Source organism: Chitinophaga sp. SVR4-12A, from assembly GCF_056754765.1.
The window spans coordinates 1,152,688-1,172,033 of the sequence record NZ_JBPGWP010000002.1 but is presented as its reverse complement, the minus strand read 5'-3'; the positions used below and the strand labels follow the sequence as shown (position 1 = coordinate 1,172,033).

13 protein-coding genes are annotated in these 19,346 nt (G+C 48.4%); 10 read left to right on the top strand and 3 right to left on the bottom strand.

The genetic code is table 11. From position 1 onward, the window contains the following. Nucleotides 1-59 precede the first annotated feature (59 nt). Nucleotides 60-3,980 carry an SIR2 family protein gene (locus ACR9Y8_RS31050; protein ID WP_481217196.1) on the bottom strand — a complete coding sequence of 1,307 codons (3,921 nt, stop codon included), beginning with the start codon at nucleotides 3,978-3,980 and terminating at the stop codon, nucleotides 60-62. A gap of 269 nt (nucleotides 3,981-4,249) precedes the next feature. Further along, the gene (locus tag ACR9Y8_RS31045) at nucleotides 4,250-5,407 is read right to left on the bottom strand and encodes a restriction endonuclease (protein WP_481217195.1); all 1,158 of its coding nucleotides are present in this window, start codon (nucleotides 5,405-5,407) and stop codon (nucleotides 4,250-4,252) included. 672 nt (nucleotides 5,408-6,079) lie between these two features. Here ACR9Y8_RS31045 and ACR9Y8_RS31040 point away from each other — a divergent pair. The 10 genes from ACR9Y8_RS31040 to ACR9Y8_RS30995 are packed head-to-tail and all read left to right on the top strand — an operon-like array spanning nucleotide 6,080 to nucleotide 18,535. Then, nucleotides 6,080-8,299, top strand: a complete 2,220-nt coding sequence (locus ACR9Y8_RS31040; protein ID WP_481217194.1) for a polysaccharide biosynthesis tyrosine autokinase — start codon at nucleotides 6,080-6,082, stop codon at nucleotides 8,297-8,299. Nucleotides 8,300-8,356: 57 nt separating this feature from the next. Further along, complete coding sequence (locus ACR9Y8_RS31035) at nucleotides 8,357-9,352, top strand: SDR family oxidoreductase (protein WP_481217193.1); 996 nt, start codon at nucleotides 8,357-8,359, stop codon at nucleotides 9,350-9,352. A gap of 45 nt (nucleotides 9,353-9,397) precedes the next feature. Continuing rightward, complete coding sequence (locus ACR9Y8_RS31030) at nucleotides 9,398-10,828, top strand: lipopolysaccharide biosynthesis protein (RefSeq protein WP_481217192.1); 1,431 nt, start codon at nucleotides 9,398-9,400, stop codon at nucleotides 10,826-10,828. Further along, nucleotides 10,825-11,775: a glycosyltransferase gene (locus ACR9Y8_RS31025; RefSeq protein WP_481217191.1), complete on the top strand. Its 951-nt coding sequence runs from the start codon at nucleotides 10,825-10,827 to the stop codon at nucleotides 11,773-11,775. The genes ACR9Y8_RS31030 and ACR9Y8_RS31025 overlap by 4 nt, the downstream gene beginning before the upstream one ends. A 3-nt stretch (nucleotides 11,776-11,778) precedes the next feature. Next, complete coding sequence (locus ACR9Y8_RS31020; RefSeq protein ID WP_481217190.1) at nucleotides 11,779-12,828, top strand: glycosyltransferase family 2 protein; 1,050 nt, start codon at nucleotides 11,779-11,781, stop codon at nucleotides 12,826-12,828. Between the two features lie 2 nt (nucleotides 12,829-12,830). Further along, entirely contained in the window at nucleotides 12,831-13,907 is a 1,077-nt protein-coding gene (locus ACR9Y8_RS31015) for an EpsG family protein (RefSeq protein WP_481217189.1), read from the top strand. Between the two features lies 1 nt (nucleotide 13,908). Next, nucleotides 13,909-14,763: a glycosyltransferase family 2 protein gene (locus ACR9Y8_RS31010; protein ID WP_481217188.1), complete on the top strand. Its 855-nt coding sequence runs from the start codon at nucleotides 13,909-13,911 to the stop codon at nucleotides 14,761-14,763. Then, complete coding sequence (locus ACR9Y8_RS31005; RefSeq protein WP_481217187.1) at nucleotides 14,760-15,935, top strand: right-handed parallel beta-helix repeat-containing protein; 1,176 nt, start codon at nucleotides 14,760-14,762, stop codon at nucleotides 15,933-15,935. The genes ACR9Y8_RS31010 and ACR9Y8_RS31005 overlap by 4 nt, the downstream gene beginning before the upstream one ends. Nucleotides 15,936-15,964: 29 nt before the next feature. Beyond that, nucleotides 15,965-17,341: a phenylacetate--CoA ligase family protein gene (locus ACR9Y8_RS31000; RefSeq protein ID WP_481217186.1), complete on the top strand. Its 1,377-nt coding sequence runs from the start codon at nucleotides 15,965-15,967 to the stop codon at nucleotides 17,339-17,341. Nucleotides 17,342-17,356: 15 nt separating this feature from the next. Further along, nucleotides 17,357-18,535, top strand: coding sequence for a glycosyltransferase family 4 protein (locus ACR9Y8_RS30995; protein WP_481217185.1), 1,179 nt, complete (start codon nucleotides 17,357-17,359; stop codon nucleotides 18,533-18,535). A 23-nt stretch (nucleotides 18,536-18,558) separates the two neighbouring features. On the opposite strand, the gene ACR9Y8_RS30990 is transcribed toward ACR9Y8_RS30995, so the two are convergent. Then, entirely contained in the window at nucleotides 18,559-19,155 is a 597-nt protein-coding gene (locus ACR9Y8_RS30990; protein ID WP_481217184.1) for a hypothetical protein, read from the bottom strand. Nucleotides 19,156-19,346: the final 191 nt, after the last annotated feature.

The window sequence follows — 19,346 nt, the reverse complement described above, 5'->3', positions numbered from 1 at the left end:
ATATACGAATAATCGTAATCTATTGTACGCGAGCTTTTTGCTGCAAATAAACAATACCTTTAATCCTGCAGCAATTCCTTTCGCTTTACCTTTTCTTTTAAATTATACCTAACATTGTTAAACCGGCTGCTATCCAGCAATGACAAAAAGTAAGCAACATCCTCATGCTCATTTCCCCAGTACTGTAGCACGACGGCTAGCCTGACCAATAGCTCCTCGACAATAGCCACTGCCAGATCTGTCGGGTAGGCCGATCTATAAAGACTTAAAACTGCCAACAACTCGCCCTGCAAGCCTTTAAAGAAGTCATTTTCCTTAAATGCCTCACACCATCGTACCAGGTACTCCATACATAAAATGATCCCGGGGTGCCGCTTTAATTGAATTTTAGAGATGATCAGGCGGATATGCAGCTGATGTACATCAAAATTCTCCTTATCATATAGATCCCTTGCCAACTCGCCGATTGCAGCATTGATGTCTCTCTTTTCGTCAGACGTTAGCCCCGACATAATGTGCCGTACGCTACCTTCCTCAAAAGATAGCTTCTCAACTTGCCTGCTGATTCGCTGAAAGTCAGCTTGTTCGGCTAAGAACCGGCTTTCCGCGTCGAGAAACCAGTGCATCTCCTGCAACAGTGGGAAAAAGTGTTCAATCCTATCCCTGCTAAAGTCCTTTAATTCATCGAGTACCGATTTTAGCCTATGATAGATCTCCAGGACATCACCTGCTGTAAAAGCAAGTCCATTATTACTGCCCTTGGCTCTTCTAAGTCTCCTGAGCCTTATAAAATCATTACCGGAGGACCAGCTTTTTCTCCCGTCTTCGTTAATGGAAATACCGGTTCTCCATAGTTGCGGGCTCTTTAGCAGGCTGTCAAGGATCTTCCTTTGCAGGAATGTATGGCCCCGGCTGTAATAAACCGCTATAGACCATATATTGGGGTTCTTGATCCGCGAATAATCCAATTCCAAGAGCTCATCCACTACTGATGCAATGTCCTCTTTATTTAAGAACGTATGTATATTTCCCAGGATGAACAGATAATCCGGGTTCTCCGGGATCAATGCGATCAGCCGCTGCACAATTGCTGCTGCTTCACCTTTCAGCCCACTTGACCTTAGATGCTTGTGAAAGGGGTTATTCGCCAATAGGTATAAATACTCGGTTGCATTTTCCAACGATTTTTCGCCCTCGAGTGAGGCCATGATACAATCCTTTACTATCGTAGCCATAACATCAGTATCCTGGCAATAACGAATCGCAGACGCTATAAAATCTACATTATCATGCCTTCCCCATTTAAACAAGCTCCCTTTCGTTTTCCTTGCTTCCCACACGACTGAGAAAAATGGCTGCCACTTGTCCGGCTCGAGTATAATTATAAACTCTGCCAGGAACAGTAGTATGTTATCCTTATACCAGGAAGGTGTACTGTTATCAAAATAAGCCCTGGCCAAGCGCTCGAATATGCCCGGCGCCTTCTCCAGGAGGCTGGCCTCATATGCATAGTCCTGCCCGATTCTTTTGATAAATTTTGGATTATTATATTGGAAAGAGAAATATAACACAGGGATAGGAAACTGGTTAAAGGTCTGCTTAAAGACAGCATAAGTTTCAGTCTCTGCTTTAAAATGTATTGGCTGCATGGCGAACGGGAATCCGGTTTCCATCATCATACCCAACAATTTAAGGCTCGACATTCTTTTACTACCACTGCTGAAATGAACAGACCTGCCAATAGTGTCATCCGTTTCGTAGGGCGCTATCTTCTCTTGCGCCTCGCGCAGCAGCGAAAAAACCATATCAGGGATTTCATAAATAGACGCCAATCCTTGCTGTTTCAACCGGGTCTCCTTTTCAAATAACTGTTTGTCATCACGGGCGCCACTGAGCATCCTTTTCATCTGCAGGGCATACAAGCTTTCCTGGATAAGACTGAATGTTTGGGCAGACAGGTACTTTTGCCCGGCTTCCCTATCCAAGACGCCCCAATATCCGGCAAGGGCAATAGAATTATCTTTAGTAGCGAAACCTTCTTCCAGCCGCTTCCGCAATTTTCCGAAATTGAATGTAACAGCCGCCTCCATTACAAGCAGAAGCATTTTCTCCGCTTCGTATTGTTTTACTCCCAATTGCTGGCACTTATCGTGAATCTCCTGGCATAAGCCCTCATCCCCTTTCCAGATAGCATCCTTTAACGCCAGCTTCAAAAACTCGTAATAAATGTCAGCAGACAGCTCCCGGGCCTCGGCTTGCAGTTGCTGAAAGCGTTCTTCTGCTATGATAGCGGAATACGGAATGAATGTATCCTCCAGCAGTAAAGCGCTTAGTCCTAAAAAGCGTCTTTTATGGTTGCGGCCGGCTTTTTTCGCTTCTTCGTACAGTACATCGACCAAGCTCACAAAATCGATCCTGCTCCTATCATTTAAATAATTAGCCGGTACCCGGTTGAATTGCTTCAGCGCTTTCAACTCATTGTATTGCAAACAAAGCTCCCAAACACCCTCCGTGTCTATATCCCCACTATCACTACGAAGCTGATCGATATACTGCTCATACTTTTGTCTGGCTAATAATTCATAAGAGATCTGCGGTATATCTGTAACGGGTATATCGCTTAGATAATCCAGCAGCCTGGAGAGCAGCTCCCGGGTATTATCGGCATCAATGGCACTGCCGGACACCTTCTCCAGGAAATGGACGCAGCTCGGATGACTAAGCGGGATATGCACAATCCGGTGATTCTTATAAAACTGTTGTTTGTGGCTGTCCGCGGGGGCCTTTGCCCTCGCATCAATCAGGTAAATTTTCGTTTCTTGCTTTTTCTCATCCGGATCCCGCATCACTACCGTCCGGATCCAGGATACCCAGGCCAGGAAATTGGGATCATCCCCTGAAAAGCCGATCAGGCAAAACTGACCCTGTAGCAGGGAAATCCGCATCAGCTGCGTAAAGGCTTCGTGCCGTTGCGGATAATGGACATAATCTTCCGTGGATATGATGTACCGCTTATCGTATTCATTGTCAAAGGAAAAAGGAGCATCTGTATCCTCTGGCAAAGAACCGTGCAGCTTAATAATATTCCTGTTCCTTTTTATCGCCAGTTCGGAGGAATGTTTTACAATGTTATAGCATTCATTGATAGCTTCCTCCAGGTTCCCCTTTTTTTCCACCAGGTTCTCAATCCTTCTATTGGCTGTTATGATCTCAAACCGGAGTTGGTTTTTCTGCGCGGTATTATCTGGCGGCATAGCGCCGGAAATGCCACTATCGGGTGCAGGATCGTCTTGAAAGTCAATGTATGGCTGTTGTGCCGCATACAGCTGGTTTTGCCCGTCCAGCTCCAATGCCTCCAGGGCAGTCTTGTTCTCTAAAACTTGTTTTTGTAAGGTTTGTATCTCTTTCCCATAGCTTCTTAACTGCTGATCCAATTCTTTAGAGACCTTCTCATCAATGCAGAATTCAAGCAGGTTATCGTAGTTCGTCGTATATATATTGTTCCAGGGAAGCTTGATCAATTTGGAATGCATCTCCAGGTCTGCTTCACTGATGGGTGCTTTCTTAGTTTCACCATCCTCCTTATACCGCAAAAAAATATTTCCATCCTCCCGAACGGCCATGGGAGTGTTTTCTTCAATATAAAGATCTACAGTTTCCCTATATCCCATTTTCTGGATATAATTCGATACCACTTGCAAATAGCCGGTTTGCTCAATATATTGGTTTACCTGGTCTTTTAGATAAGCTTGATATTTCCGGCTCGTTTTATTGGCCTTCCTTCCCATTAATCGTTCATAGTCCAACGCATACGAGGTTTCGTTCATCCTAACCACCATCTTTTCGAGCAGCTGCCACCAGCTGGGAAACAAGGTGTGATGCACATTTTTGCTAAACCCTGCTCCAACGAGTACGGATACATTTCTATTCTTCAGTTTTTGTTGCAGCTCTTTGAGCGCCTTTGGGTATTCGTTTTCCATCTGTGAATGAGTAGATCATGTGGCTACAGTGTATACTTGTCAGACAACTGATAGCGTAATGGTTATTTAAGTATAAGATCAATTTCATTGCCTGGTACGGGCAAATAATGGGTTTTGCAATAATGATATGGGTAAAATGGAGAGTACGGTGAATGCCGCAAGGGTTAAAGATACGTTTATTTATTATTTAGGCAAATGTGGCCATGTAAAGATAACTACACTCCTTATCGGGGTGCAGAAAACGTCATTCAATGATTCCCTACGACCGCCTATGATCTTATCTTCTTCTTATAAGCCTTGTCGATCCATTGCCGAATGGACTCATAGTCCTTTAGCTCAAGTTGCCACTTATACAACTCCGCCAATTCCCAAGCGCCACGTGTAAAGCTTGCAGTGGTTGCCAGACAGGATTTTGTAGCTTTATGGAAATCATGATTAAATAGCACGTTTTTAACTACGTCCACACCTATCTTATTGTCCCACCGCTTTGCCTGAAGCAGGTACTTATGACAGCCAAATTCCCCGTTCTTAGTGAAAGCGATAATATCAATACCGCCGTCTTTGGTACCCTGCATCAGATCTATTTCGTAACCAAATGTCTCCAGTATATCTGCCAGCAATTTTTCAAAGTGCCGCCAATGCATGGATTTCAAAAGATCTGGATTCTTTAAAAGGGCCTCATAAAGCGCGATATCGATCAGGGAAAGTGGTTTAAAGATGGAAGCGGCTGAAGGCAGGCCAATGTCATAGAATATGTCCATTTCCCCTTTGGGACCACTAATTCTGGCATGCGTAATTTCCTGTTTTGAAATTTTGCACACCTCCTGAAGTTGCGGATTTGCAGCATTCTTTGCATGCCTGATATCCAATATCATTGCTGTTGCCTGGAGATCATCCTGGTCGCTTTTATAATGAAACACTCCTCCCCGGCCTAGCCCTTCATTGACAGTAAATCCCAATCGGGAACAGGACCTTGCAGCAATTGGCGAAGTAAGCACATGCAATTGATCAATATTCAAAGTAAAAGCCACTGCAACGCCCATTTTAATCAGCTCCCATGAGCCCACACCCCAACCGGCCACTTCCTTACTATTCCATAAGGCGTAAAGTTCCGCAGATTTATCCGGTATTTTCTGCTTGATATCAGGATCGAAACCCTGCAAAGCTCTTATCAACGGCAGTTCAACATCTCTGGAAAAAATGGATATCTTCGCTCCTGCCACTATTCTGGCATGCTCGTCTTCTACACACAAAAGTGTCATTTCGTGGTCGGGCAGGGTAAGCGGTACGGCCCTGTCTTTACCAAAATAGGCTGCCAATATCCGCTGGTGACCTTCATGAAACTTTTCAAATATTTCGGGGTTATTTGAAGATCTGTAGACGGTAAACTTTAACCGGGGCCTATTACCATGACTAACGTGCTCCATTGGGTTGAATTGTAAGTTACTTGGGAATTTAAATTTCTGCTATTTTACGCAATTAACAAGCAACAGTATTTTCACCCCAGGGAGTTGGCATTTTCAATAAACTAAGTACAATTGGACTCCTCCAACCCACAACCCACAATTTATTGTTGGAAATTAAAAAAATACTTACCTTGCCTTCCAACGAAACTATTAACCAGCTAAACGCCATTACCGACACGTTTTAGCGCTCCTTTTCCGAACCACCTGCTTACACAATCCGCTACTTTTTTGACCATCCTTCGTTAGTGTATCTTTTGCGCAAAGCTTATATGTGAATCAACCGGGCACATACGCTAACCCCTTTCTGATGTAGTGCAAACCAAATAACTTATGAAGGTCCAATGCCCCTTCAAACCTTGAGTGTTCAGTCCCTGATAAACAAACATCCGATCAATAACGGCAAAACGAAGCTAGGTCTACGATCTGACACAGGGACAATTTAATTTATTCAATTTTGATCTGCCGCTGTTCTTAAGCGGCCATGACATTGCTATAATAACCAAAACGATGCATTGATCTAAAAACACATAGTTCGCCCTTTTTTCAAAGTAACCAATGATAGCAATATCTTGGATACCCCTTTTTTGCCCAGCATCTCCGCATATGTATTTTAAAGAGGATAACGCACTCAGCGTGCGAAAAGTAGTTCACCGGCTTCGTGTCGGCTGGTACTGGTTCCTGGTCTTTATGATAGCAGGGCTGGCCACCGCATGGGCATACCTCAGCTTTGCCGTACCCGTATATAACATCAATGCCAAGATCCTGGTAAAGGACCAGCAAAAGGGCGGCGGCATGCCGCGAAGCAGTATATCCAAACAACTATCGCTTTTCAACGCCACCGGCAATGTAGACAATGAAGTGGAGATACTCTGCTCCCGGTCCTTAATGGAGAAAGTAGTAAGAGCGCTGCAGCTGAATGTAACATACTGGACGAAAGACGGCATGGAAACCCGTGAGCGTTATGAAAATATGCCTTTTTCCCTGCACTGGATCACCCAACGAAATCCACTCAGCGCTAGCAGTTACGAGATGGAGATCACCGGAGATAACAAATTTGTGCTTTCCCATAAAGACATCCGCAGAACAGCCGCCTGGGGCGATACCCTGCATTTGCCTGAGGGCGTGTTGTATCTCTTGCGCAATCCAGCCTACCCCGCCGGGAACAACCACTACCGGGTACAGATCCTGACTATTGATCAAACAGTATCCGCCTTCCAGAAAATGCTCACGGTCATCATCCCCAATAACCAGGTGAGCACCATAGCATTGTCGCTTACCGCAACGATCCCCGCAAAAGGAGAAAAGATCTTAAACAAGCTGATTGAAGCCTATCTCGAAACCAGCATAGATGTAAAGAACAGGATGGCCGACAGTACCATCGGCTTCCTGAATAAACGACTGCAGCTTGTTATAAAAGAACTGTCAGGCGTAGAAGAAAATATCCAGCGCTTTAAAACATCCAACGAGCTGGCAGACCTCGGTATGCAAACGCATGTGCTGCTCTCCGGCGCCAACGATTTTACTAAACGGCTTGCCAATCACGAAATGCGGCTCAGCGTGCTGGATGACATCAGCCAATATATTGACGACGAAAAGAACCGCCAACACCTGGTGCCTTCCTCGCTATTCGTACAGGATCCCATCTTTACAGCCATCGTTGATAAACACAACCTGCTGCAGCTGGAACGGGAACGGCTGTTAATGACCACTACCACGTCCAATCCCCTCATCACCAGTATCGATCTGCAGCTGGCCGGGTTGCGCAAAAACATCCAGGCAAACCTGGCCTCGCTGAAACAAAACATCAGGGTCAGCATCCAGGAGCTGCAACAGCAAAGCAAAGGACTGAACAGGGAGATCAATACGATCCCGGCAAAAGAACGCATCATACTGGACTATTCCAGGCAACAGGCCATTCAACAGGAGCTCTACCTCTTCCTCCTGGAAAAAAGAGAAGAATCAGCCATTGCAAGATCCTCCCATCTGGCTAATGCCCGCATCATTGATGCTGCCAAAAGCGAGGCCCTGCCCTTTCAACCCCAGCCCATGCTGGTATTGCTGGCGGGCGGCCTGCTCGGCCTGGGCCTGCCCGCATTGGGATACTTTCTGAAAAGCCTGGTAAATACACGGGTGCTGCGCAGGGAAGATGTGACTGAAGACACACTGCTGCCTGTGCTGGGAGAGATCGGCCACATGCATACAAAAGGACTAATAGTAGTAAAGGAGCATGCAACAACGCCTGTGGAAGAACAGTTCAGGTCTATCCGCACCAACCTGCAGTTTTTATTGTCCGGCGCACAGCAAAAAACCATCCTGCTCACCTCCAGTATGAGCGGTGAAGGGAAATCTTTTGTAGCCGTCAACCTGGCAATAGTCCTGGCGCTTTCAGGAAAGAAAGTGGTGCTGATGGAAATGGACCTGCGCAAACCAAAGATCGCCGAAAAGCTGCAGCTCGGCACCAACACCGGCTTCAGTACCTATGCGATCGGCCAGACATCGCTCGATGACCTGGTCAAACCTTCCGGCATCTGTGAGAATTGCTATATCGTACCTTCCGGCCCCATTCCTCCCAACCCCGCAGAGCTGCTGCTGCTCGGCAAAGTGGATACGCTGTTCACCCGTTTGCGTGATCAATTCGATTACATTATCATCGACACCGCCCCCATTGGGATGGTCACCGATGCGCAGCTGCTGGCGCGGTGGACAGACACCACCCTCTACTTAGTACGGCAAAGATATACCTTCAAACAACAGCTGGAGATTCCCAAGGAGCTGCTCCTGCACAACAAGCTGCCTAAGCTGAACCTGATCCTGAATGACAACAAAATGCAGTATAGTTATGATGACGGATAGGACTACCAGTTAAAGCATAACATCACCCCAATTTTTCATTTAAAAATACGTTCTCACATGTACGAAATACCTTATCATTCAGCTGATCTATCCACCTGCTCGTTCCTGGTAACCGGCGGCGCAGGTTTTATCGGTTCCAATATCGTTGAATATCTCCTGAAATATGGAGCAGGGAAAGTACGCGTGCTCGACAACTTTTCCACCGGCCTGCGGAGTAATATCGAACTGTACGAAACACACCCGGCCTTTGAACTGCTGGAAGGCGATATCCGCAATATGGACGACTGCAGGAAAGCCATGGAAGGCATGGATTATGTAACGCACCAGGCGGCCCTGGGCTCTGTTCCACGCTCCCTGCATGATCCGGTCACCACCAACGAAGTGAACATCTGCGGTTTCCTGAATGTGCTCCTGGCCGCCAGGGAAGCAAGGGTGAAACGCCTGGTCTATGCCGCCAGCTCCAGTACCTATGGCGATCACCCCGAACTGCCTAAAACAGAAGAAAAGATAGGCAATCCCCTCTCTCCGTACGCGGTGACAAAATATGCCAACGAATTGTATGCCGGTGTATTTTCCCGCGTATATGGCCTTCACAGCATCGGCCTGCGCTATTTTAATGTGTTTGGTCCGCGGCAGCATCCTAAAGGGCCTTATGCTGCGGTGATACCTTTGTTTATAGAATCCGCGCTGAAACAGGAGCCTGCCTGGATCAACGGCAATGGCGAGACCACCCGGGATTTTACCTTCGTGGAGAATGCAGTACAAGCCAATATCAAAGCCATGCTGCTACCGGAAATGTCGCGGCATAAGGTGATCAATATCGCCTGTGGTGAACGAACTTCATTGAACCAGCTGTGGCAGTATATCACCGGCCTGCTGGGCATCGATCTTCCTCCGCTGTACAGGCAGGAGCGTGAAGGAGACATCCTGCACAGCCTTGCCAACATATCCGACGCCCGCCGAACAATTGGATATCAGCCGCTCTTCTCCGTACAGGAAGGCCTGCTGGAAGCGGTGAAATGGTACCAATCCCAGTTGATCTGGCAACTCTAACAACCGCCTGCGAACAGCAATAATATGAGCTTAAAAAAGAAAACAATGGCAGGGCTTTTCTGGACATTCAGCCAGAAATTTTGCGTACAGCTGATCAACTTCATTGTACAGATCATCCTGGCGCGCCTCCTGGCCCCTGCCGATTTTGGCATCATCGGCATGATCACCGTCTTTATGGCCATCGGCAATTCACTGATGGATGGCGGGCTGACCTCCTCCCTGATCAGGACACCCGATGCAGACCAGCGCGACTATTCCACGGTGTTTTATATGAACATTGCCGGCAGCCTGCTCATATATGTGATACTGTTCATCACAGCCCCCCTGATCGCGCAGTTTTATAAACAGGACATCCTCACTGCCGTGATCAGGATCTATACCTTGTCTTTCGTGATCCGCGCCTTCGTAGCCGTGCAAACCACGCGGCTCACAAAGGAGATGAACTTTAAAATGCAGATGCTGATCCAGGTGCCTTCTGTAATAGCCGGCGGACTTACCGGCATTTCCCTCGCCTACTTTGGCGCGGGCATCTGGAGCCTGGTCTGGATGAACCTGGTGCAGGTATTCCTGTTCACCGTACAGCACTGGATCTACACAGGATGGAAACCCTCGCTGCTCTTTGACAGCCAGCGGATGAAACATCATTTTAATTTCGGCTACAAACTTACTTTATCGGGCCTGCTCAATACCATTTACCAGAACCTGTATAACCTGATCATCGGCAAGTACTTTTCGCCCACCATCCTGGGCTATTACACAAGGGCGCAAACCCTGCAGATGTTCCCGCTCTTAAATATTTCAACGGCGCTGAATAATGTGACCTATCCCCTCTTCTCTTCCATTCAGCACGACAATGCCAGGCTGAAATCGGTATACAAACGCCTGATGCAGCAGGTGGTGTTCCTGGTAACGCCGCTCATGCTCTTGCTGGCGATCATTGCCACACCGCTTTTCAGCCTGCTCTTAACGGATAAATGGCTGCCGGCCGTGCCTTATTTCAGGATCCTCTGTGCAGCAGGTATTTTATATCCCCTGCATGTATATAATCTCAACGTGCTGAATGTGAAAGGCAGAAGCGACCTGTTCTTCCGGCTGGAGATCATCAAGAAATTATTCATCACCGCAGGCATTGCCTGTGCCATTCCCTTCGGCATCTACGGCCTGCTGTATTTCCAGGTGATCTCCTCCGTGTTCTCCTTTGTGGTGAACACCTACTATAGCGGAACCATGATCAGCTACCCGGCCATGGAACAGTTAAAGGATGTGCTGCCCATCTTTCTGCTGGCAGCGCTTACCGCCTGCTTTGCATGGGCCCTGGATACGATAGTGATGCGCAGCTATCCCCTGCGGGATCTGCAAAGGATCATCCTGGTAGCCGGCGCGTATTATACGGTTTACCTGGGCGCAGGCTACATAGCGAAGATCGCGGCCATCACAGAGATCAAACAATTAGTGTTGAAAAAAACCGGATTATGACAACAGCTCAACAGCAAACACCCATGGTGTCTGTTACCTGCATCACCTACAATCATGAACGCTTTATCAGGGAAGCCATAGAAAGCTTCCTGATGCAGGAAACCACTTTTCCCTTTGAAATCATCATCGGGGAAGACTGTTCTACCGACGGTACCCGGGCTATCGTGGAAGCATACTGCCGTAAATATCCCGATCGTATCCGGATGGTGACGGCTGAGCATAACGTTGGCGCGCGTTTAAATGGCATTCGCACCCGCGAGCTGGCAAGGGGCAAATATATTGCCATCTGTGAAGGAGACGATTACTGGACAGATCCGCTGAAGCTGCAAAAACAGGTGGATTTCCTGGAAGCAAACCCCGCCTACGTCATGTCTTTTCATGACTGCAGCATCGTGGACGAGAACGGCCAGCTACTGAAGCACTCTAAACTCGAACGGAACCGCAACAGGGACCTCACTGAAAAGGAGATCATCTTCGGTACATTGATGCCCACCAATACGGTGCTTTTCCGGAATGGCATTATCAAACAGTATCCGCCGGAGTTCCTGAAGGTGTTGAATGGAGATGCCTTCCTCTTCGCCATGCTGGGTGAGCACGGCAAAGCGCATTACGCGGCAGATGTGAAGCCGGCCGTATACCGGGTGCACAACGGCGGCGTATGGAGCACGCGCTTAAATGCCTCTAAATTATCGAACAGGATCTTTACCTATCAACAGCTGCTGCGGGTGATCGCTGATGAGCACAAAGATGTAGTAAAGGAACGGCTCTTTCTCACCAAGCTGCAATTCAGCCTGGCGCAGAAAGGACTGCTCGCCAAGATCCGGCAGTACCTGTCTGCCTACCGGTATTTTTCCCTGCGCCGCCGCGCGCTCAGGAGCTTTTTCACAGGGAACGCCTACCTGCTCATTCGCTCAGGAAAGCATTTGATCTATCAATCACGGAAATAGCTGATGGAAAAGATCTCAGTCATCTGTCCCCTTTACAACAAGCAACGGTATATCAAAGATACCCTTGACTCCGTGCGGCAGCAATGCTGGGCGAACTGGGAGCTATTGATCATAGACGATGGCTCAACGGATGGCTCATTTGAGTATACAAAGGCATTACTCGGCGAAGGCGATCCAAATATCCGGCTGCTGAAAAGGGCGGACTTTACCCCGAAACGCGGCGCGTCTGCCTGCCGCAATGTAGGGATCCACCAGGCCACAGGCGATTTTATCCTGTTCCTGGACAGTGACGATCTGCTGGCGCCGGGCGCCCTGGAGAACAGGCTGCGCGCCATCCGGAAGTACCCGGGCTATGCTTTCTACGTTTTTAACGAAGCTTATTTTATTGATGATCCGACAGTATTATACCAGCGTACCCTGCGGGACCTTAGCAGCCGCCTGGGATACCGGCTAAGCGCGAATAAAAAAAGGTTCTTCCTGAAGAAGTTCCTGCGCTATGAGCTGCCCTGGACCATCTCCAACCCCTTGTGGCGAAGAGAGGTGCTGGTACAGATGGAAGGCTTCCTGGAAGAGCTGCAGCGCCTCCAGGATCCCGAGCTGCACACCCGCATACTGCTGGAAGAAACGATCAGCTTCAAAATGCTGAAGTATGAGCTGCCTCCCGACGTGTATATCAGGGCACACCCCGACAGAAGGCACAGTAGCAATATGGAGCATTTTAATACGCATGTAGACTCCATCCGGCAGTATATCAGCTATTTCAGCCGCTACCTGCAGGCACGGGGAAGAGCAAACGATCTGCGCTACCTGAAAGGATATTTGCTCTCGGCAGAGCAGACAGGCAATTGCTATCTCAGCACCGCGGCCCAGGCAGAGCGGGCCCAGTTCCTGCAAACGCTGAGCGGGCTGTATAGGGATCAATCTATCGGCCCGCTGGTGAATGACACCTATCGAGGCATGGTGGCCGTGCTGCGCCTCACAGGCAGCCGCAGGATCTGTCAGCAGCTGAAGATCCCGGCGGTATTGATCAGGCTATATAAATATTTTATCTAGGTATGGAAACTTTTTTATTACGATACGATCTGCTCTATGGCGCCGCAGCTTTCCTGGTATTGCTGATGGCCCTGAAGCTGGACATTAAAGCACAGTGGGACCGCTCACTGGATAATGTTTGTGCTTTCATTATTGTAGTTGGTTTTGTGCTCCTGTTTGGATTGAGAGATATCGATATCGGGGCCGATACCTGGAACTACGTGATGATCTTCGAGAATATTAACAGCGTGGGCAGCCTTACCGCGGTGATCGCGCTGGTAAAAGGCGACCTGCTGTTTTACATCTTCACCTATGTCTGTTCATCTTATATCGGCAACAGCCAATGCTACCTCACACTGATAGCGATCCTATATATAGTGCCGGTTACCCTGTTCTGTTATAAGGTAACGTCTTCCAGGAGGTCCTTACTGCTGCTGGCATTTATCAGCTTCTTCTTCTTCCAGTCGATGGGCATCAACGTGATCCGTAACGGCGTGTCGCTGGCATTTATGCTCTATGCTTTGGTGCTGAACGAACCATCAGAACGGAAAAAGAAAATATTTTGCATCGTGGTGGCCTGCTCTTTCCATCTATCGGCTGTACTGCTGCTTTGCAGCAGCCTGTTCACCAGGTATATTAAAAAGAGCTGGCCCTATTACACAATTCTGCTGCTGGCATCACTCCTCTCCGTGGCAGGATATGGGATCAATAATTTACCCATTGTTTCCGATGTGCTGAACTTTGACAGGATCACGCATTATGAGGCTGATGCTGGCGGCGAATATACCGTTGGTTTCCGGCCGGAGTTCTTTGCTTTCAATATCGCTTTTGTGGTGTTCGCGGAGTTCTTCCGCCAGCGTTTACAGGATCCCTTGTATACAAAGATCTCGAGGCTGTTTATGCTGCTGACCGCATTCTTCTTTTTGTGCTTCAACCTGAGCTATTCAGACCGCTTTGGCCTGCTGTCCTGGGTATTTATCCCATTGATACTGTATTATCCTTTTGCAACATACCGGATCACCAAACAGCTGCAGCACATCCTGTTCATGCTGATCCTGTTTGGTTTCCGCTTATTTTCTGTCATTTATTTTTCTAAATAATATGCCGCCACTGGTTAGCATTGGAATGCCTGTTTACAACTGTGCAGCAACGATCGAGAACTGCATCAAATCTGTTTTGCTGCAAACCTACACGAATTGGGAATTGCTGATCGTGGATGATGGATCAAGCGATCATACGGTCATGCTCATACGCAAATTTAAAGATCCGCGGATCCGCTTTATTGATGGCAGGGAGAACCGGGGCCTCCCCTTTCGCTTAAACCAGCTGATCGATCTGGCGAAAGGGCAGTTCTTTTGCCGCATGGATGGGGATGATATCTGTTTCCCCGACAGGATCGAACAACAGCTGGATTTTCTGCAGCAACACCCGGAGGTGAATGTAGTGGGCGCTGCTGCCCTGGCCATTGACGGCCATGATCGCCCCTTGTCTTTAAGACAGCTGGCCACGGCGCATCAGGACATTGTGCGCAGCCTGTATAAAGGCTTTCCGCTGATGCATTCCACGCTCATGGGCAGCATGGAATGGTTCAGGAAGTACCGGTACCGGGAAGTGAGGCGGGCAGAGGACCAGGACCTGTACCTGCGATCCTATCAACATTCCCGCTTCGCGAACCTGGAAAGTGTGCTCATTGCCTACCGGGACACAGATTACTCCTATCGCAAATCACATGAAGGGCGCCGGAATTATTATCAACGGGTATCCGGCGTATATATCCGGGAAGGGAATTACAAGGGAATGGCAGCAGCCACCTTCCGCTACCTGCTGAAAGAAACGATCTATTTCCTGGACTCCCGTGTGTTTAAGAGCAGTATCGTCAGGCGCAACAGGAACCGCAGGGCTGTTCCCGCTGCGCTCAGGGACCGTTTTAACCAATTATTATACCGCCTGAAATGAAGCACTTTGTTATTGCTGCTATCCTGGTGATGCAGCTGGCTGCACTTTTAGGGGGCCATCATACACAGCCTTCGGCCTTCCGCTACCGGGCTATTCCCAAAGAATACCTGGACAGACAGCGGCCCGATTCGTTCAGGCCGCGCATCGATCAGCTGCTGCAGACGGCCAGGAACCTGGAAGAGCTCTTACCGCAGGGATATGTAAAAGACGGCTCTGTGGATTACACGCAATACCTGCAAGCGGGGCTAGACCAATACCGGGATGTACGATTCCCTGCGTTCCCAGTGTTGATCAACCCACAGGGCTTACGTGTGAGCAGCAATAGTACCCTGGTGTTTCCGCCAGGCGCAGCTTTACTGTTACAGCCTAATAACCTCGAAAGATATGATATGATAAAAGTGATCGATGCTGATAATGTGGAAATATATAACGCGGTATTGACAGGCGACCGGAAACAGCATAGCGGCAAGACAGGTGAATGGGGAACAGGCATTGCCATCCGTTCCGCTGTGAATGTGTTGATCGTTCACCCCATGATCTCTGACTGCTGGGGCGATGGAATAGGTATAGGGCAGTCCAGCATTAAGAACCGGGTGTCCGGCAACATCAACATTTATGACGCCGTGTTAGACAACAACCGCCGTAACGGGATCACCATCGCCAGTGTAAACGGCTGCCGGCTGGTAAGGCCGATAGCGGCCAATTCTAACGGCACCATGCCCATGACCGGCATTCACATTGAGCCGAATGGGAACTATAATACTATTGAAAATATCGCCATTGCAGATGCGCTGACATTTAACAACGCAAACGCAGGCATCGCCATTAATGTGCTCACGCTGGCAGGGAAGGCGGATCAGCAATGTGATATCTCCATTGATCAGCACCGGGATGAAGGATCCCGGATCGGCTTTTATTTCAGCGGCGTGCGTACGCCAAAGGAAGGGAGCCCGGTGAAAGGTTTGATCCAGGTGAGCAGGGCCAACTGGAACAACAATAGCAGGCCCTTTGATCTTGGCCAATCCTTTGACTATGCACCGGGGCTCAAACTGAGCGGGATCTCGGTAAATAACAACAAGCTCAAAGCGGCGGCCGGGCGGCCGGCAAACAGGCAATTACAAAATATGCTGCAACGGATACAGACCCAAAGCAAAATAAAGCTGGAAGATTAATACGGCAAACACCTCAAAACAACATAGCTATGTGCGCTTTAAAAAGAAGGATCTACCAGGGGATGCCCCATGTATTGCAAAACTGTATGGTGACGCTTTTCAACCTTATAGAGTACCGGAGACGGCACGGCGGACAATACAAAGAATGGCTGGAATATTTCCGCTGGGCGCAGCAGTTGTCCCACATTGAGCTGGAACAAAAACAATTACAAATGCTCGAAGCTTTTGTCAATTATGCCAGGCAGCATTCGCCTTACTACCAGCGGGTATTCCAACAGATCGGCTTACCGGATAACTGGTGCATGAACGACTTTTATACGATCCCGGTATTGACGAAAGAGGAGCTGTATCAGCACCGGCAGGAGATCTTTACGGTTACAGCCGCCGAAGGCTGGACTGCAAGAACGGGTGGCACAACCGGCGCCTCACTCGAAGTAAGATACGATCTGCAGGACCTGCAGACACGCTTCGCCATGCTGGACCTGTTCCGTGCAAAATATGGCTACACGCTGGGACAAAAGGTGGGCTGGTTTAGCGGAAAGAATATCCTGACTAAGCGGGACATTCAACATCAGCGTTACTGGAAATACGACTGGCTGCATAAGATCAGGTACTATTCTACCTGGCATATCAATCGCGATACGGTGAAATATTATATTGAAGACCTCAACCGCTTCCGGCCAATGTATATATCCGGCTATCCATCCAGTATCTATGAAGTGGCGAAATGCGCGATCGAGGAAAATCTCCAATTGCAGTACCGGCTAAAGGCTATTTTCCCCACTGCAGAAACTTTGCTGGACGAATATAGAAAGGTGGCCGAGCCTTTCTTTGGCTGCAGGATGCAGAACCAGTATGCATCATCCGAAGGCGCGCCGTTTATCCTCGAATGCGAAAAGGGCCACCTGCACCTGGAGCTCTTAAGCGGTTATTTCGAAGTGTTGGATGAGCATGGCAGAAGTGCAGAGGAGGGCGAGCTGGTGGTCACCTCCTTTACCACGCACGGAACGCCGCTGATACGCTATGCCATTAGAGACCGGGTAACCTTAAGTGACGAACGCTGTGATTGCGGCAATGCGAACCCGCTGGTAAAAAGGATTGAAGGCCGTGCGAGTGAATGCATTATTTCCAGTGAACGGGGAAGAATTAACCAGGTCAATATTGCGAATTGCGCCAAGCCGGTAAATGGGATCGTGAAGTTCCAGGTAACACAGTTAAGGAAGGATGAGATCATTGTCAGGGTCGTGAAGAATGAGGCCTATACGCCAAATGAGGAAAGCGTGTTCCTGCAGGAGCTGCGGTCCAGGTTGGGGGCGAGTGTCAGGATAACGTTTAATTATGTGGATGATATTCCGAGGGACAAAAGCGGTAAATACCGGATCGTGAAACAGGAAATAGCTGACTGATAAACGCCTGATGGTATGACAAAACCTAAACTCATCCGGATAGCGACGGTCCCCATTTCTTTGCATAAATTATTATCCAACCAGTTAAAGTATATGTCTGCCCACTACGAGGTGATCGCAGTATCTTCCGGTGGTAAATACCTGGAGGAAGTGGGCATCTCCCAGGGCATCCGCACCAAGGCGGTGACCATGACCCGGAAGATCACGCCATTAGCAGATCTGCGGGCCTTGTGGCAACTCTATCGTTTCATTCGCCGTGAAAAGCCATTGATCGTACATACGCACACGCCAAAGGCTGGCTTGCTGGGCATGCTGGCCGCATGGATCGCAGGCGTACCCGTGCGTTTGCATACGGTGGCGGGCTTGCCGCTGCTGGAAACCAGCGGGTTTAAGCGGAAGCTGCTGGCAACGGTGGAGAAGATCACCTATGCGGCGGCTACAGGGGTGTATTCTAATTCATATGCCATGAAGGGAATTATTTGTAAGCAGGGCTATTGCCGGGAGACAAAGCTGAAGGTGATCGGCAACGGTAGCTCCAATGGCATTGATACCAGCGCATTTGATCCTGCTTTGTTTGATGCGGAGACAAAGAAAAAACTTCGGGCTACATTGAACATCAGCGAGGAGGATAGGGTGTTTTGCTTTATCGGCCGCCTGGTGCCGGATAAAGGGATCCGTGAATTGATAGATGCTTTTGTTGCGCTCTCTGCGGCGAACAGCCGGGCGAAGCTGCTGGTGGTAGGGCCTTTTGAAAGGCACCTGGCGCCGTTAGCGCAAAAGACGATGGCGGTAATACAGTCGCATCCGCAGATCCGTTTTGTAGGCTACCAGGAGCAGGTGGCTGCTTACCTGGCGATCAGTCACATCTTCGTTTTTCCGAGCTACCGGGAAGGGTTCCCAAATGTGGTGATGCAGGCCGGAGCTATGGGATTGCCGTGTATAGTGACGGATATTAATGGGTGTAATGAGATCATTACGGATGGGTGTAATGGGGTGATTATTCCGCCTAAACATACGGGAGCGCTGCAAAAGGCGATGTGGTTTTTGCTGGAGGAGGAAGAGGTAAGAGAGCAGATGGCGGCGCAATGCAGGGAGATGATAAAATCAAGGTATGAGCAGAGGGCGTTGTGGGGAAAGTTGGTGAATGAGTATGAGGATTGTGTGGGGAGGGTGAAGAGTAGTATATCGCACTGAAAAATAGACAAATACAAAAGCATTTATACGGCATCAATTCTATCAAGAATCACATTCATGTGATCTAATCCATATAACAATGCACCTTCATCGATGGCCATCCAGTTGAACATATCCAGGATAAGCCGGTAATGTTGCCGGGCGTACGTAGTATCGCGAACGGGCAGTCCATTAGAAAAACAGATGGGCTCATGATGAGCAATTCTATTTCTAATGCCGTTAATTTTTTCTAACTCACCAAATACAAAAGTATTATCGTATTGCAAAGCTGGGGTGCTTTTGGGTTTAGCTGGGAAGATAGCCAACAGCGTTTTGCCAAACGCAGCATATTGATGTTTTGCAAACATATACCGCCAAAACCCAAAATCCATTTTAGCTATTAATTTTGGATGGCAATAATTTACTGTCAGATCCGAAACAGCTTTGTTAATGATGGCCTGGGTTTTTACACACTTGGGAGTATCCAGCGCTCCGCCTGCGGCCCCGGCGGCTCTTAACCAATCATTACCTCCGGAAACTTTATAGTGGCGATCGATAGCGTTCCGTAATGCCACTTCAAAGCATGAAATGATCGTAAACAGTTCCTGAGAAGCCTGAAGGTTCAGCCGGTACAATTTCATTGCATTACGTGTGTGGCCACCCGTTGCCGTAAAATACCTGACAAGCCGCTCAGTAGACATTATAGCTTCAAAATCCCTGTACCTCACGCTATTGATTCCAATAAATTTTGCTAATTATCAAAATAAGGCTATCTTTGATGCATAGTTCCCGGTTGTCCCTGGCTTGCCAAACTTCCGGGTTTTTTTATGCC